Source organism: Pseudomonas emilianonis, from assembly GCF_023072625.1.
GTDB classification, from domain to species: domain Bacteria; phylum Pseudomonadota; class Gammaproteobacteria; order Pseudomonadales; family Pseudomonadaceae; genus Aquipseudomonas; species Aquipseudomonas paraveronii.
Genome location: NZ_JAKNRV010000092.1, coordinates 1 through 16,268 on the forward strand (window position 1 = coordinate 1; position 16,268 = coordinate 16,268).

A 16,268-nucleotide genomic window follows, 5' to 3' on the forward strand; every position below is an offset into this window, starting at 1 on the left:
GCGTTATGCCGCCGCCAAGCGCCCGGACTGGATCGCGTCGGTGACGTCGGTGGCCGGGCCCAATCACGGTTCGGAGCTGGCGGATTATTTCCATGCCCATTACCCGATGGACAGCGTCAAAGGCCGGATCGTCAGCGCGCTGTTTCACCTGGTCGCCGCCGTCATGAGCCTGCTCGAAACCGGCTACCGTGGCCCGCGCTTCAAGGCGGACCTGCACGCCTCGCACCAGTCGCTGACCCGCGCGGGGGTGGCGTTGTTTAATCGTGAATATCCCCAGGGATTGCCGCAGACGTGGGGCGGGCAGGGCGCCGAAGAGGTGAATGGCGTGCGCTATTACTCGTGGTCCGGCACCTTGCAACCGGGTAAGACCGATCGCGGGCGCAACCTGTTCGATGGCACGAATCGCAGTTGCCGCCTGTTCGCCCGCAGCTTCGTGCGCGAGAAGGGCCAGTGCGATGGCATGGTCGGGCGCTACAGCTCACACCTGGGCACGGTGATCGGCGATGACTACGCCCTCGACCATTTCGATATCGTCAACCAGTCGCTGGGGTTGGTGGGCAAGGGGGCGGAGCCGATCCGCTTGTTCGTCGAGCATGCGCGGCGGCTCAAGGCGGCCGGGGTGTAGCAGGTGCACCGCGTTATCGTTCATCGGGGGCAAGCCCCCTCCCACAGTTGACCGAGGCGCCAGGGCGAACGCGGTCCAATGTGGGAGGGGGCTTGCCCCCGATAGCGATAGCTCAGGCAACGCCCAGCTTACGCCCGACCGGCGTGGTCCAGCGCTCCGACAAAATCACCCCGCCCAACGTCAACAGCCCGCCCACCAGGTGATACAGCGCCAGTTCTTCCTTCAACACCAGCGCCGCAATCAGCGCGGTAATCAGCGGCAGCAGGTTGAAAAACAACGTGGTGCGGCTCGGCCCCAGGGTTTTGACCGAGTGCATCCAGGCCAACGGCGCGAGCATTGAGGCCAGCAGGCAGGCGTACAGCACCAACGGGATATTCGCCCAGCCCAGCCCGGCTTTTGCCGAAAACAGGAACAGCGGAAACAGCACCACCACCGCCACCAGCACCTGCAAATACAGCAACACCAACGGCGGCAGGCGCAGTTGCCATTTTTTCAACAGGGTGCTGTAGACCGCGTAGGCCAGGGTGGCGACCAGCATCATCGCGTCGCCCAGGTTGACCCCGTGTTGCAGCAACGCGCCCAGGCTGCCAGACGACACCACCACCACCACGCCGGCGAACGACAGCAGCGCGCCGCTCAGTGCACCAAACGTCAGGCGTTGGCCGAGGCTGATGATCGCCGCCGTCAACGCCATCAATGGCATCAGCGACAGGATGATGCCCATGTTGGTGGCGCTGGTCAGCGACGCGGCGTAATAGGCCAGGCTTTGATACACCGCCATGCCCAGCACGCCGAGGATAAAAATCTTGCCCAGGTTCGGGCGGATGACCGGCCAATGGGCAATCACCGGCTTGAGCATGAACGGGGTAAACAGCAGCGCCGCCAACAACCAGCGGTAGAAGCCGATTTCAGCAGGGAAGATCGAACCCACGGCCAGTTTGTTGACCACGGTGTTGCCGGCCCAGATGAAAATGGCCAGCAGGGGATACGCGTATTGCATTGAAAGCAACCCAGTGTGTTGATGAGACGGGATTATCCCCTGTCTGGATCGAAGCCTATACTGCGATCCAGACAAACGACCTCTGAATCCAGACAACATGCCCAGACACACCGTCCGCCTTGCGGATTTCCCCAGCCTGCCGAGCCCGGTGTACTTCCGTTACTCCGATTTTGCCCCGAACACCGAATGCACCCCGCACCGGCACTTCTGGGGTTCGTTGGATTATTCGGCGAGCGGGGTGATGCGCATGGAAGTGGCCGGCAGCCGCTTTATGTCGCCGCCGCAGTACGCGGTGTGGATACCGCCGGACACCGAACACAGTTCCTACAACGCCCAGGCCATTGTCTACCGCTCGGTGGGCCTTGCCCCGCCGCTGTGCGCGCAACTGCCCAAGCAGCCTTGTACCTTGGCGATCAGCGATATCCTCAAGGCGATCCTCAGCGACTTCGCCCAACGTGATGTCAACATCCCCCACACCGAAGCCGATATCCGCCTGGCCCAGGTGCTGGTGGACCAGCTCAAGCAGGCACCGATCCACGATGGTTTCCTACCCTACGCGCGCCAATCCGGGCTGCTCGGCGTGCTCGAAGGCATGCAGGCCGAACCGGGGGATAGCCGCCCCTTGGCGCAATGGGCCGAGCAGGTGCATGTGAGCGAACGCACCCTGGCCCGCCAATTTGTGCGCGAGCTGGGCATGAGCTTCGGCGAATGGCGCCAGCGCCTGCGCTACCTGGCAGCCATCGAAGCCCTCGACAGCGAGCGCAGCGTGCAACAGGTGGCCTTCGACCTCGGCTACAGCACCGCCTCGGCGTTTATCGCGATGTTCCAGCGCCACGCCGGCTGTACCCCGGAGCAGTACCGACGGGCAAACATCCGTGGCCGGTGAAGATGTTACAAGGTTTGGCTACACTCGTCGGTAGGCCGTGCCGTCCGGCACGGTAACAGGGAGAAAACTCCATGAAGATGCTGCGAATTCCGTTGTTGATGATGGGCCTGATGCTGTGTTCCCAAGGTTTTGCCGCGACCGCCCAGCAAACTAAAATGACCACCTGCAATGCCGAGGCCACCACCAAGACGCTCAAGGGCGACGAGCGCAAGACCTTCATGAAAACCTGCCTGTCGGCGCCGGCGGCCAATGATGCGAAGACATTGACCCCGCAGCAGCAGAAGATGAAGGATTGCAATGCGTCGGCGAAAACCAAGGCGCTGATTGGCGATGCACGCAAGACGTTCATGAGCACCTGCCTCAAAGGCTGATGGCGATTTCGCGGCCGCTGAAGAGCAAATGTGTGAGGCTGGCTTGCCTGCGATAGCACGCCAGCTCCCACACTTGATCGCATTCACCACCGATCCCCTCGCTTGATTCCGCCAAGGCTGGCAGACTGCCCATCCTTTAACGCCGTTCGTTTTGAGGCTGTATGCCAACGTTTTCTCAGCGTCACGTGTTGTTGCTGGCCAGTTACATCATCATTTTCGGCGGGTTACTGCTGGTTCTGCCGCTGAAGTTACTGCCCAGCCTGCTGGCCGGTCTGTTGGTGTTTGAACTGGTCAACATGCTTACCCCTCAACTGCAACGGCTGATCGAAGGTCGGCGTGCGCGCTGGCTCGCTGTCGCCTTGCTCGGCACCTTGATCGTCAGCGTGTTGGCCCTGATCTTTGCCGGCGCGATCAGCTTCCTGCTCCACGAAGCGGAAAACCCCGGGGCCTCCCTCGACAAATTCATGGGCGTGGTCGACCGCGCGCGCGGCCAGTTGCCGCCGTTCCTCGACGCCTACCTGCCCGCCAGCGCCGCCGAATTCCGGGTGGCCATCGGCGACTGGATCAGCAAACACCTGAGCGACCTGCAACTGGTGGGCAAAGATGCCGCCCACATGTTCGTCACCCTGCTGATCGGCATGGTGCTCGGCGCGATCATCGCACTGCAGCGCATCCCTGACCTGACTAAACGCAAACCCCTGGCCGCCGCGCTGTTCGATCGTCTGCACCTGTTGGTCCAGGCGTTTCGCAACATCGTCTTTGCACAGATCAAGATCGCCGCCCTCAACACCGTGTTTACTGCCGTATTCCTCGCGGTGGTGCTGCCGCTGTGCGGGATTCACCTGCCGCTGACCAAAACCCTGATCGTACTGACCTTCCTGCTCGGCCTGCTGCCGGTGATCGGCAACCTGATGTCCAACACCCTGATCACCATCGTCGCGCTGTCGCTGTCGATCTGGGTGGCGGTGGCGGCGCTGGGGTATTTGATCGTGATCCACAAGGTCGAGTACTTCCTCAACGCGCGGATCGTCGGCGGGCAGATCAGTGCCAAATCGTGGGAGTTGTTGTTGGCGATGCTGGTGTTCGAGGCAGCGTTCGGCCTGCCAGGCGTGGTGGCGGGGCCGATTTACTACGCGTATTTGAAGAGTGAGTTGAAGCTCGGCGGGATGGTCTGAGGGGGCGCCAGGCTGAACGCAGCCAGCGCTTGAGGCGTAAGCAGGCCTAAATGTGGGAGGGGGCTTGCCCCCGATGGCGGAGTATCAGGCGATGCATCTGTTGCTGACACACCGCCATCGGGGGCAAGCCCCCTCCCACATTTGGATGTTCAGTGGCAGTGAGTGGGTGATGGATCAGCAGCCGTAGCGCTTACTCGCCTCAATCGCCAACCCGCTACCGATACTGCCAAAGATATTCCCTTCCACATGCCGCGCATTCGGCAGCATCGCCGAGATGCTGTGGCGCAGCGCCGGAATGCCGCTGGAACCGCCGGTAAAGAACACCGTGTCCACCTGCGCCACGTCCACCGACGCGTCGGTGAGCAATTGGGTGACGCTGTTACGCACGCGCTCGAGCAGCGCATCGATGGCCGACTCGAACAGCGCACGGCTCAGGTCCACGCTCAACCCTGGCTCCACCCGGTCGAGCAGCACATGGCGGCTGTTTTCGTGGGTCAGCTGGATCTTGGTTTCTTCGACTTCCATCGCCAACCAGTGCCCGGCCCGCTGTTCGATCAGCTTGAACAGGCGGTCGATGCCGCCGGTGTCTTCGATGTCGTAGCGCATGCTGCCCAACGCCAGCTGGGATTTTTGCGAGTACACCGAGTTGATGGTGTGCCACGTGGCCAGGTTCATGTGGTGGCTGGTGGGCATGTAGGCGCCGCTTTTCATGCGGCTGCCGTAGCCGAACAGCGGCATCATGCCGGCCAGCGAGAGTTGTTTGTCGAAGTCGGTACCGCCGATGTGGACGCCGCCGGTGGCGAGGATGTCGTCGTGGCGGTTGTCGTTGTGACGACGGTCCGGCGACAGGCGCACCAGCGAGAAGTCCGAGGTACCGCCGCCGATGTCGACAATCAGCACCAGCTCTTCTTTTTCGATGGTGGACTCGTAGTCGAAGGCCGCGGCAATCGGTTCGTACTGGAACGAGATGTCCTTGAAACCGATCTTGCGTGCCACGTCGACCAAGGTATTTTCGGCTTCCTGGTCGGCCATCGGGTCGTCATCGACGAAGAACACCGGGCGACCCAGCACCACTTCTTCGAACTCGCGGCCGGCAGCGGTTTCGGCACGGCTCTTGAGTTGGCCGATAAACAGCGCCAGCAAGTCGGTGAACGGCATCGCGGTGCCCAGCACGCTGGTGTCATGCTTGATCAGCTTGGAACCCAGCAGGCTCTTGAGCGAGCGCATCAGCCGGCCTTCGTAGTTCTCCAGGTATTCGTGCAGCGCCAGGCGACCGTAGACCGGGCGGCGCTCCTCGAAGTTGAAGAACACCACCGACGGCAAGGTGATTTTGTCGTCCTCCAGCGCGATAAGCGTTTCCATGCCGGGGCGAATCCAGCCGACGGTGGAGTTGGACGTGCCAAAGTCGATGCCGCAGGCACGGGCTGGGGATGGGTTTTTCATGTCTATCGGGTTCCGGTTGAAAAACGGCCGCGCAGTGTATGCCACCCGCGCGCAGATGCGTAGGCCGACGATCTGTTAAATAGCCAGCAGCGCGCCTTGAAAGACCAGCGTTTGCCCCCAACTTGTCCAGCATACGGTCGGTGGCTGCAAGGTTATTCGTGCGGTGCCGATAAACTTCTGACGCAGCCATCGGCTTGGGATTGAGTTCAGTCAATCCAAACGCTGCAAACCGGCGCATGCTGTGCCGCTGGCTGTGCGATATCGATGACGGAGGGTGACCCCCCAGATGGACTTTAAAGACTATTACAAGATCCTTGGCGTGGAGCCGACGGCGGACGACAAGGCGATCAAGACCGCCTATCGCAAGCTGGCGCGCAAATATCACCCGGACGTGAGCAAGGAAAAAGACGCCGAAGCCAAGTTCAAGGACGCGTCTGAAGCCTATGAAGCGCTGAAAAGCGCCGACAAGCGCGCCGAGTACGACGAGTTGCGCAAATACGGCCAGCATGGCCAGCCGTTCCAGGGGCCACCCGGCTGGCAGAGCCGTGGCGGCTACAGTGGCGGCGAGGATCAGGGGGATTTTTCGGACTTCTTCAGCTCGATCTTCGGCGCTCGTGGCGACGGTTTCAGCGGCGGTCAGCGCCGCAGTACCGGGCGCAAAGGCCAGGACGTGGAGATGCAACTGTCGGTGTTTCTTGAAGAGACGCTGTCCACCGAGTCCAAGCAGATCAGCTTCCAGGTACCGCAATACGACGCTTCGGGCCGGCATGTCAGCAACACCGTCAAGAGCCTGAACGTGAAGATCCCCTCCGGGGTCACCGACGGGGAGCGCATCCGCCTCAAAGGCCAGGGCGCGCCGGGCATTGGCGGTGGGGCCAACGGTGATCTGTACCTGATCGTCAAGTTTGCGCCGCACCCAAAATTCGAGGTCGAAGGCGAAAACCTGGTGATCACCGTGCCGGTGGCACCGTGGGAACTGGCATTGGGCACCGAAGTCGCCGTGCCGACCCTGACCGGCAAGATCAACCTCAAGGTCCCGGCCGGCAGCCAGAACGGCCAGCGCATGCGCGCCAAGGGCCATGGCCTGATGAACAAGGGCGGGCAGCGCGGTTATCTGTTCATCCAACTGAAAGTGGTGATGCCCAAAGAGGCCAGCGAGGAAGTGCTCGGGTTGTGGAAGGCACTGGCCGACAGCGCCGCCTTCGATCCGCGCAAAGGCTGGAACAACTGATCCACCCGGGCAACTGTCTTGCATAGTTAGGCCCAGGCCCGTGGGGGCCATGAATAAGCTGCTCATTTTCACAATGAGGTAGTTTTTCATGGCCCACACCCAAGCCCCGCTTCCTGCGGGAGACCAAGGGCAACACTACGCAACGCTCGCCAGCCTGATACCGCAGGCACTCGTCAACGCCTCTCCGCACAACCGCGCCGCACTGCGCCAGCTCAGCCCTGAGTTGCCTGGCTGGTACATCTCGACCACGCAGCAGCAAAAAGACACGCTCAAGACCTTTGTCGACGCCAGTTGGAACTCATTGAACCAATGGGAAGCGCAGATGGCAAAGGTCCAGACGGTCACGGCGTTCGCCCAGCCGTTGTTGGAAACCGCACTAAAAGACGCCGGTTACACGCTGGATGTGCAGCAAACGTATCTGCTGCTGTATGTGCCGGCAGAAGACGCCTTCGGCCGGCAAACGGGCGGGTTCAAGACCAAGACGTTTTCCCTGCTGCAAGCGGCGCTGAACAACTTTGAAGCACCGGAAGCGGCGCCCGGTTTTTTCAACAGTGCTTCAGGTTTCATCACCCGGCCCGACGATGACACCGGTCGTTTTGAGCGTGTCACTACCGCGCTTCCCATCGATACGTTTGTCACGCTCTGCCGTGAGCTGGACCTGGGCGCTCAGTACCAGGCCTACCTCAAGAGTCACCTGCGCTCCGCCAATGTGGTCGACGAGGCGTTGTTGCGCCTGCGTTTTACCCGCTGGAAAAAAGACGCCCTCAAGGTGGCGGCGCACCTCGCGTTGCTCAAGGGGGATATCGGCGCCGATGATTTTGCGTTGCTGTTGAGAGTGGCCAGCGGTGAGAAAAACATCAAGATCGGCGACAAACAGATCTGGTACAGCACGCCCTGCCTGATGCACCTGCGGCTTCAAGGCTGTTTGCTCATCGAACCAAGCGTGATCCGGCGTTATGGCACCTGGTTTATCGCCTGGTTTCCCGACGATCCGGTCCAGCCGATCAAGCGCTACGCGTCGTTTGCCGAATTCCGCCAGGACATGACGGACCGCCTGACCCACGGCACCCAAGATGACGACCGATCCAAGGGCATCGAACCCACGCAATACCAGGTGTTTTTCAGCCGTTTCGTGGCCAAGAAGGACCGCCCCTATTACTTTCGCCGGTTGACGGAGTTGGTCGACGACGCGCCGCAGCAGTCATGGGCGGCGCGGTGGATGCGCTCGGAGCGTGGGCAGTTCTGGTCAAAACTGCTCGCCCCGACGCCGTTCACCCAGGTGCTGGGTGACCCCGCCCATACCGTTCGAATCCCCATCAAAGGCCCGAATCTGGATATCAACAGCGACCCGATCAAGGGGCTCTGGAGCATCATCGACCTGTGGGACGAACTCTACGAAAGCCAGCTCGAGCGCTTGCTGGACGATGGGCTCGCCGAAGCCATAACGACCGCGCAAACCGATGCCGCCAACCGCTCCCGGCGCTGGTCGCATTACCTGGGCCTGGGCATGTTGGTGTTGAATACCGTCTCGATGGCGGTGCCGCCATTGGGCTATGCGATGTTGGCGGTGACGGCTGCCCAGTTGCTGTTTGAGGTCTTTGAAGGGGTTCATGAGCTGAGCACGGGGGACCGCGAGGCCGGCTGGTTGCACGTGGGCGATGTGTTGGAAAACCTGGTGATGCTCGGCGCAGGGGCAGTGGTTTTCCACTTTAGCGTCTCGCCGTTTGTCGAAAGCCTGAAGCGGGTCAAAGTGCCCGGCGGCAAAGTCCGGCTCTGGAAGCCGGACCTGAAACCCTATGTGCGCAACATCAACATCGCGGCGGATTCGCTGCCCTCCGCGGAAGGCTTGCACCGCTACGGGCGTGACCAGATTCTGCTGCTCGAAGGCCAGCCCCTGGAGCTGAAAAAAGACCCGTACCCCGGCAAATATCGCATTCAGCATCCGCGGCGCCCCGATGCCTACCAGCCGGAGATCCGTCACAACGGTTCCGGTGGCTGGCACCATGAGATGGAGCAGCCGCTGAGCTGGCAGCAGCCACGCTTGATGCAACGCCTGGGATCGTCAATGGAGGGTTTCAACGACATCGAGCTGGAGCAGATTCGCACGGTCAGTGACGTGGATGACGACGTATTGCGCCGCGTACACAGCGAAAGCGCGGCGGTCCCGGCCGTGCTTAAAGACACGGCCAGCCAGTTTCGGGCCTACGCCGATGCGGTGAAGGTGAGCGAGCTGATTCGCAGCGGCAACCTGTCCAGCCCCCTGGCCCAGTATGCGGTGCCGCTGGCGGTCGAGCTGCCAGACTGGCCGGCTTCGTGGGCCATAGAAGTGGCTGAGGGCTCGGGCGCGTCGACCCAACGTGTTCGGTACGCGCCTGTGGGTCAGTCCGCGACGCAGGTGATCAACATCAGCATGACGGACCTGATGAGCGGCAAATTACCCGAACGCATCATCCAGGCGTTCAGTCGAGACCAAGTGGCGCAGATCCTGCGCCAGTTCTATCAGTACATTCCCGTCGATAACGCCGCGCGCATAACGCTGCTTCAATCGGCCCTGGCGGATTTTTCGGTCGGGCAACGCGCGCGGTTGTTCAACAGTTTGTATAGCCGTCAGGCACCTGCCTCCGACTCGGCCCTGCAGGCGTTGCAGCGTGATTTCAAAGGTTTGCCGAACGCCATGGGCCGCGAGTTGCTTGACGGTGCACCGACGGCTGAGCTGGCGAGCCTCAAAAGCACCGGCAAGGTGCCGCTGGCGCTGGCCAGGCAGGCCCGTGGCATGCAGCGCCAGATGCGCCTGGTACGCGCCTATCAAGGGCTGTACCTGGACGCCCTGGTCGGCCCGGACACCGAGACACTGGTGCTCAACACCCTCGAAGCGCTGCCCGGCTGGCAAGACGACTTGCGGCTGGAGGTGCGCGAACGTGACTACGAGGGCGCCTTGCGCGCCAGTGTCGGCCCCGTCGATGCGAGCAGCCGCAAGGTGCTGGTGTGGGTGTCTCCAGGTCGGTACCAGGCGTTCGATGAAGCGGCCAATTCGCTGTACATCATCAACAGTCTCTATGGCTCGATCCAGCATGCCTTGCCTGATGCGCATCGCGTTTCCCTGGGCTTGCCTCACGTCGGGCAGGGGCAACAATTGAAGGCGCTGATCCAGCGACATGCCTTGCCCCGGCCGCAATTACGCAGCCTGTTGCAGATGCTGCCCGAGAGCCGGCCGTTCTTCGTGGCGCCCAGCGTCTTGCCCGGCAATCGCCGTGGCTATCCCTTGAGTGGCCGGGGCGTGGGCCTGGGGGACTGGGATCGCATCCTTGAGGAGCGCCTGCGCAGCTTGTACCCGGACTTCACCGACGAGGAGGTGATTGCACTGCGGGCGGCCAACGATCCCTACAGCGACCTGTGGCTCAAGGCGCTGGAGCGCGAGTACAAGGTGCTGGATGCCGCGCTGCAACATTGGATGAGCGTACCGATTGAAGGCGTGGGTGAGTTCGGCAGCCCGGCCTATCGCGAACAGTTGCTGATGCGCAGCGAGATCGTGCGCGCGCTCAAGGATGCCTGGCGCCGGATCGGCGCCAGGCATTACGACGCAGCCGGGCGCTACCTGGGGCAGAAGATCGAACTGGCGAACAAACCGTTTCACCGGCAACTGCAAAGCCTGCCGGCCTTGAGTGCCAACTTTGACCATGTGAGCGGGCTGGATCTGTCGAACTCCGATTTCAGCGATGTAAACGTGCCGTTCCTGTCGCACTTTGCCGCCCTGCAAGCCCTGGATATTGCCGCGTGCGAGTTGACTCGACTGCCGCCGCAGATCACGCAGATGTCACGTCTTGGGGTGCTGGAAATGGCGGAAAACCATATCGTTCTGGATGCAGAGGCGGCCGGGCGGTTGAGGCTGATGCGGCATTTACGCGAACTGTGGCTGGATGGCAACCCGTTGGGGCTCGCACCTGATATCAGCCAAATGCGCGAGCTGCGATTGCTCTGGCTGGGTGGCACCGGGCTGACCGGCTGGCCTGTAGGCCTCCTTGAGGTGCCACGGCCGCGTTCGTTCGTGCTGGATTTAAGCGCCAACGCCATTGACCGCATACCCGCCGTGGCCCTGGGCTCTGATCAAGCCGGTGTGCTCGCCCGCACGCGCGTTGACCAATTGCTCTTGACGCCAGAGGTGCGCAGCACGCTCAGAGGCTATATCGAGTCCGTCGGTATCGACCCTGAGCGGCGCCTACCGCCCGCCGGGACGCAAGACAGTGCGCACTGGATGGCCGGTTTGACGGCGGACGAATGGCAGGCCAAACAGCCAGTCTGGGATGCTTTGGAGGGCGCGCACGGTTCGGAGCCGTTTTTTGACGAAATCAGAAAGCTGTCGGAGTCGTCCGATGCGCTTTTAGCGCCGTACAAGATCGAACTGACGGCGAAAGTCTGGCGCATGCTCGAGGCTGCCGACGCCGAACCCCGGCTACGCGCAAAACTCTTCCAAATGGCCACGGCGCCGACTACCTGTGTTGACGCCGGCGCCCAACTGTTCAACGCGATGGGGGTCGAGGTACTGCAGTGGGAAGCCCATGCGTCGGGTCGCCCGGAATGGGTCCGGCTTGAACTGCTGGACCTGGCCAAGGGCAAGTCGCGCTTGGAGGAGGTGGGCAGGATCGCCCGCGCCCGCGTGGAAGAACTCAGGGCACAGGGGCGGCCTTTTCCTCGCTACGATGCCGAGGGGAATTTGGTTGCCCAGTACGATGACCAAGGCAACCGGTTACGCACGCTGGATGAGGTGGAGATCCACCTGGCGTATGTCACCGGGCTTGCCCAAAGGCTGGACCTGCCCTGGCAATCCAGGAGCATGCGCTTCAGTGAACCGGACGTGACCCCCAAGATGCTCGATGACGCCTATGAGCGTGTCACGCGCCTGGAGGAGGGCGACCTGCTCCGGGAACAATTGATCGAGCAGGACTTCTGGCGCAACTACCTTGAAGCCACTCACGCCGAGGCGTTTGAGGTGCTGCTCAATAAGAGCCGGGCGCTGGATGATCTGCTGGAAGCGCAGACGGCGTGGGCCACCGATGGCAACCTGTCGGACACGCAAAAGGCCGCACAACGAAAAATCATCGAAACCACCGCCCGCACCCTCGGCAAGCCCGCCAGCGAAATCGCCCCCGGCCTGGTGATGAGTGACGCGCGATACTACGCAGACATCGCCGTGTTGGCCGAGGAAAGTAAAAACATCCTGCGCCGCCTCTGCGACCAGGCGCTGGGGCGCCGCGTCGATTGATCATGCGGCGCGCAACGCAACCCTGAAAACCTCGGTTTTCAGGGTTGAATCAGCGGCGCTAAAACAAGAAATACCGCTGCGCCATCGGCAGCACGTCTGCCGGCTCGCACCACAGCAACACGCCGTCGGCCTTGACCTGATACGTCTGTGGGTCCACTTCGATGTGCGGCAGGTAGTCGTTGTGGATCAGGTCGGTTTTCTGCACGTTGCGACAGCCCTTGACCACCGCGATCTGCTTCTTCAAACCCAAGGCTTGCGGTAAGCCGGCATCCTCGGCGGCCTGGCTGATAAAGGTCAGGCTGGTGGCGTGCAGGGCGCTGCCGAAGCTGGCGAACATCGGCCGGTAGTGGACCGGCTGCGGCGTGGGAATCGAGGCGTTGGCGTCGCCCATCAGGCTTGAGGCAATCGCGCCGCCCTTGAGGATCAGGGTCGGCTTGATGCCGAAGAACGCCGGGCGCCACAGCACCAAATCGGCCCATTTGCCGACTTCGATGGAGCCGACGATATGGCTGATGCCGTGGGTGATCGCCGGGTTGATGGTGTACTTGGCGATGTAGCGCTTGGCGCGGAAGTTATCGTTGCCGGGGCCGTCGCCGGGCAGGGCGCCGCGCTGTTTTTTCATCTTGTCGGCGGTTTGCCAGGTGCGCGTGATCACTTCGCCGACGCGGCCCATGGCCTGGCTGTCGGAGCTGATCATCGAGAAGGCGCCGAGGTCGTGCAGGATGTCCTCGGCGGCGATGGTTTCGCGGCGGATGCGGCTTTCGGCGAAGGCCACGTCTTCGGCGATGCTCGGGTCGAGGTGATGGCAGACCATCAGCATGTCGAGGTGTTCGTCGATGGTGTTGCGCGTGAATGGCCGCGTCGGGTTGGTCGAACTGGGCAGCACGTTGGGGAAACCGCAGGCCTTGATGATGTCCGGCGCGTGGCCGCCGCCGGCGCCTTCGGTGTGGTAGGTATGGATGGTGCGGCCCTTGAGCGCGGCCAGCGTTGTTTCGACGAAGCCGGATTCGTTGAGGGTGTCGCTGTGGATCGCCACCTGCACGTCGTATTGGTCGGCGACGTTCAGGCAGTTGTCGATGCTCGCGGGCGTGGTGCCCCAGTCTTCGTGCAGCTTCAAACCGATGGCGCCGGCCTTGACCTGCTCGATCAACGGCTCGGGCAAACTGGCGTTGCCCTTGCCGGTGAAACCGATGTTCATCGGGAACGAGTCGCTGGCTTGCAGCATGCGCGCCAGGTGCCACGGGCCGGAGGTGCAGGTCGTCGCGTTAGTGCCGGTGGCCGGGCCGGTGCCGCCGCCGATCATGGTGGTGACGCCGCTGGTCAGTGCCTCTTCGATCTGCTGGGGGCAGATGAAATGCACGTGGGAGTCGATGCCGCCGGCGGTGAGGATCATGCCTTCACCGGCGATCACTTCGGTGCTGGCGCCGATGGCCATGGTCACGCCGGGCTGGATGTCCGGGTTGCCGGCTTTGCCGATGGCGTGGATGCGACCGTTCTTGAGGCCGACGTCGGCCTTGACGATGCCCCAGTGATCGATGATCAGCGCGTTGGTGATCAACGTGTCGACCACTTCATGGGCGAGCAACTGGCTCTGGCCCTGGCCATCGCGGATCACTTTGCCGCCGCCGAATTTCACTTCTTCGCCATAGACGGTGAAGTCTTGTTCGACTTCGACGAACAGCTCGGTGTCGGCCAGGCGGACCTTGTCACCGACGGTGGGGCCGTACATGTCGGCGTAGGCTTGGCGGCTGATTTTCATGTGTGTGAGCCCTGAGAAAAATGTGTTGAATGTGAAATCGCTATCGGGGGCAAGCCCCCTCCCACATGGGAATGCATTCCAACTGTGGGAGGGGGCTTGCCCCCGATGAGGCCCTAAAGGTCGCCCATGATCCGCCCGGCAAACCCAAACACCCGCCGCCCTCCGCCGAAATCGACCAACTCGACCTCGCGACTCTGCCCCGGCTCAAACCGCACCGCCGTGCCCGCTGGAATATTCAGGCGCATGCCCCGGCTCAGCGCGCGGTCGAAGGTCAGCGCGTCATTGGTTTCGAAAAAGTGATAGTGCGAGCCCACCTGGATCGGCCGGTCGCCGCTGTTGGCCACGCTCAGGCTGACGGTGCGGCGGCCGACGTTGAGTTCGATGTCGCCAGGCTGGATCTGAAATTCACCAGGAATCATGCAGGTTGCCCCAGGGTCTTGTAGTAGATGGCGGTCGGGCTGTAGCGCCCGTCCGGGCTTTGGCAGTAATCGGGCAGTTCACCGACTTTGGTGTAGCGCAGCGCTTGATAGAAGGCTTCGGCCTCGGAGCCGGCTTCGGTGTCCAGGTACAGCAGGCCGCGCTTGTGTTGGCGCGCGGCGAGTTCCAGGGCTTGCATCAACTGGTGGCCCAGGCCGTGGCGGCGGGCGCTGCTGTGTACCAGCAGTTTTTGCACTTCGGCGCGGTTCAAACCGTTGGCTTTCTGGCACAGCGCCAGTTGTACGCTGGCGATCACGCGCTCGTCGCGCACCACCACCCACAGCAACAGGCTGGCGTCTTCGATGCTCGCTTGCACGCCGTGCAAATACGCGCGGGCCTGGGCCTCGTCGAAGTCGGCCATGAAGCCGATCGACGCGCCGTGCCTGACCGCATCCAGCAACAGCTCGATCAAGCCCTGGCGATAGTGGGCAAAACTTTCAGCATTGACTCGACGCAGTTGCGCGGCGTTCATCGATCTCACTCCTGGGGCGGTTCGGCGCCCGGATTCAAGGTCAGTTGCATAAAGGTCAGGTCGAGCCAGCGGCCGAATTTGATGCCCACTTGCGGCATCTGCCCGGTGGTGCTGAAACCCAGGCGCTCATGCAGGCGGAGCGAGGCCTGGTTGCCGCTTTCAATGGCCGCGACCATCACGTGTTTGCCGCCGGCGCGGGCGCGTTCGATCAGGGTTTGCATCAGGCGTGGGCCGAGGCCTTTGCCGCGCTGATCGTTGCGCACGTACACCGAGTGCTCGACGCTGTAGCGAAAACCCTCGAAGGGGCGCCAGTCGCCGAACGAGGCGTAGCCCGTCACTTCGTGGTTTTCCACCGCGACCAGGATCGGGTAGCGCTGCGCCTGGCGCGCACTGAACCAGGCCAGGCGGTTAGCCAGGTCTACCGGCTGTTCGTTCCAGATCGCCGTGGTGTTCAGCACCGCGTCGTTGTAGATGTCGCGGATCGCGGGCAGGTCGTGCTCGGTTGCATCACGAATCATGGCTGGGCCTCACGCGATGGGTTGGTGGACGGTCACCAGTTTGGTGCCATCGGGAAAGGTGGCTTCCACCTGGATATCCGGGATCATTTCCGGGATGCCTTCCATCACCTGCTCGCGGCTGAGCAGGGTGGTGCCGAAGTGCATCAGGTCGGCCACGGTGCGGCCGTCGCGGGCGCCTTCCATCAGCGCCGCGGAGATGTAGGCGATGGTTTCCGGGTAGTTGAGCTTCACCCCGCGCGCCAGGCGCCGTTCGGCGACTAAGCCTGCGGTGAAGATCAGCAGTTTGTCTTTTTCCCGTGGGGTCAGGTCCATGGTTCAAGGTCCTTCATAAAATGCATTCTTAAATACAATGGAGATCAAGTGTGGGAGGGGGCTTGCCCCCGATGGTGGTGGGTCAGTGACAGATGCATTGCCTGACACTCCCCTATCGGGGGCAAGCCCCCTCCCACATTTTGATCTTCATGTGCTCCAGATTCGGGGTGCCACGGCTTCACGGCCCAGTACTGCCGGGCGTAACAATTTCCATAAATCAATCAACCAACTCCGCGCCAGCAGCGCTTCGCTCGCCAGGCAGCGGGCTACCAGCAGGCCGGGCAGTTGGGTCAGGTCGCCGCGCACTGCGTGGGGCAGCGAGCGGCAGTGTTCGAGTAACTCAGGCTCGATATCGCCGGTCAGCAACAAGGTGGCGAATACCGGTTGCCCGTCCAGGCCGATCGGCGAGTCCAGCAAGCCATCGTCGCCCACAATGCGCTGGCGTTCGTGCCAGAGCAACTGGCCGTCGCGACGGATGTCCAGGTGCGCTTGAAAGTGCCCAAGGTCGAAGCGCTCGCCGCTGGCCGGGCGGCCCAGGGCGATCACATCCCAGTAGAACAGCCGCGCATCGCCGTGCAGCGCGATGCGCGTAGTGAGTTCGGCCTGGGCGGCGCTGAACACGATGGTTTCCTGGGGCAGCCATTCCAGGGTGGCGCCGGCCTCGACGCTCAGCTCGAGTTGCTGAAACGCCGGGCCGCTGGCGCGGTACCACTTGGCCGCGCCAGGGCTGGTCAATTGC

At 62.4% G+C, this 16,268-nt stretch carries 14 protein-coding genes; 6 read left to right on the forward strand and 8 right to left on the reverse strand.

Features of this window, described 5'->3' with window-relative positions:
• Positions 1-625: triacylglycerol lipase (locus tag L9Z73_RS12140; protein WP_247400685.1), on the forward strand; the 625-nt coding region annotated here is incomplete at its 5' end.
• A 112-nt stretch (positions 626-737) separates the two neighbouring features.
• On the opposite strand, the gene L9Z73_RS12145 is transcribed toward L9Z73_RS12140, so the two are convergent.
• A complete protein-coding gene (locus L9Z73_RS12145; RefSeq protein WP_247400703.1) occupies positions 738-1,625 on the reverse strand; it encodes a DMT family transporter in 888 nt (295 codons plus the stop codon).
• Positions 1,626-1,722: 97 nt separating this feature from the next.
• Here L9Z73_RS12145 and L9Z73_RS12150 point away from each other — a divergent pair, with 97 nt between their 5' ends.
• The 3 genes from L9Z73_RS12150 (at position 1,723) to L9Z73_RS12160 (ending at position 4,057) form a co-directional block, all read left to right on the forward strand.
• Positions 1,723-2,511, forward strand: coding sequence for an AraC family transcriptional regulator (locus tag L9Z73_RS12150; RefSeq protein WP_247400721.1), 789 nt, complete (start codon positions 1,723-1,725; stop codon positions 2,509-2,511).
• A gap of 71 nt (positions 2,512-2,582) precedes the next feature.
• Positions 2,583-2,882, forward strand: a complete 300-nt coding sequence (locus tag L9Z73_RS12155) for a PsiF family protein (RefSeq protein ID WP_247400740.1) — start codon at positions 2,583-2,585, stop codon at positions 2,880-2,882.
• A 161-nt stretch (positions 2,883-3,043) separates the two neighbouring features.
• On the forward strand, positions 3,044-4,057 hold the full coding sequence (locus tag L9Z73_RS12160; RefSeq protein ID WP_247400743.1) for an AI-2E family transporter: 1,014 nt from the start codon (positions 3,044-3,046) through the stop codon (positions 4,055-4,057).
• Between the two features lie 174 nt (positions 4,058-4,231).
• On the opposite strand, the gene L9Z73_RS12165 is transcribed toward L9Z73_RS12160, so the two are convergent.
• Positions 4,232-5,500: an Hsp70 family protein gene (locus L9Z73_RS12165; RefSeq protein ID WP_247400746.1), complete on the reverse strand. Its 1,269-nt coding sequence runs from the start codon at positions 5,498-5,500 to the stop codon at positions 4,232-4,234.
• A 286-nt stretch (positions 5,501-5,786) separates the two neighbouring features.
• Here L9Z73_RS12165 and L9Z73_RS12170 point away from each other — a divergent pair, with 286 nt between their 5' ends.
• Positions 5,787-6,731 carry a DnaJ C-terminal domain-containing protein gene (locus L9Z73_RS12170; protein ID WP_247400750.1) on the forward strand — a complete coding sequence of 315 codons (945 nt, stop codon included), beginning with the start codon at positions 5,787-5,789 and terminating at the stop codon, positions 6,729-6,731.
• An 88-nt stretch (positions 6,732-6,819) separates the two neighbouring features.
• Positions 6,820-11,991, forward strand: coding sequence for an NEL-type E3 ubiquitin ligase domain-containing protein (locus L9Z73_RS12175; protein ID WP_247400752.1), 5,172 nt, complete (start codon positions 6,820-6,822; stop codon positions 11,989-11,991).
• Positions 11,992-12,049: 58 nt separating this feature from the next.
• Here L9Z73_RS12175 and ureC read toward each other — a convergent pair whose 3' ends face one another.
• The 6 genes from ureC to L9Z73_RS12205 form a co-directional block, all read right to left on the reverse strand.
• Positions 12,050-13,750, reverse strand: coding sequence for an urease subunit alpha (gene ureC / locus L9Z73_RS12180; protein WP_247400769.1), 1,701 nt, complete (start codon positions 13,748-13,750; stop codon positions 12,050-12,052).
• Positions 13,751-13,863: 113 nt separating this feature from the next.
• A complete protein-coding gene (locus L9Z73_RS12185; RefSeq protein WP_017849702.1) occupies positions 13,864-14,169 on the reverse strand; it encodes an urease subunit beta in 306 nt (101 codons plus the stop codon).
• Complete coding sequence (locus tag L9Z73_RS12190) at positions 14,166-14,699, reverse strand: GNAT family N-acetyltransferase (protein ID WP_247400807.1); 534 nt, start codon at positions 14,697-14,699, stop codon at positions 14,166-14,168. The genes L9Z73_RS12185 and L9Z73_RS12190 overlap by 4 nt, the downstream gene beginning before the upstream one ends.
• 5 nt (positions 14,700-14,704) lie before the next feature.
• Positions 14,705-15,217 carry a GNAT family N-acetyltransferase gene (locus L9Z73_RS12195; RefSeq protein ID WP_247400810.1) on the reverse strand — a complete coding sequence of 171 codons (513 nt, stop codon included), beginning with the start codon at positions 15,215-15,217 and terminating at the stop codon, positions 14,705-14,707.
• Between the two features lie 9 nt (positions 15,218-15,226).
• Entirely contained in the window at positions 15,227-15,529 is a 303-nt protein-coding gene (locus tag L9Z73_RS12200) for an urease subunit gamma (protein WP_010213535.1), read from the reverse strand.
• A gap of 147 nt (positions 15,530-15,676) precedes the next feature.
• Positions 15,677-16,268, reverse strand: a 592-nt coding sequence (locus L9Z73_RS12205) for an urease accessory protein UreD (RefSeq protein WP_247400827.1), incomplete at its 5' end; no start/stop codon positions are given.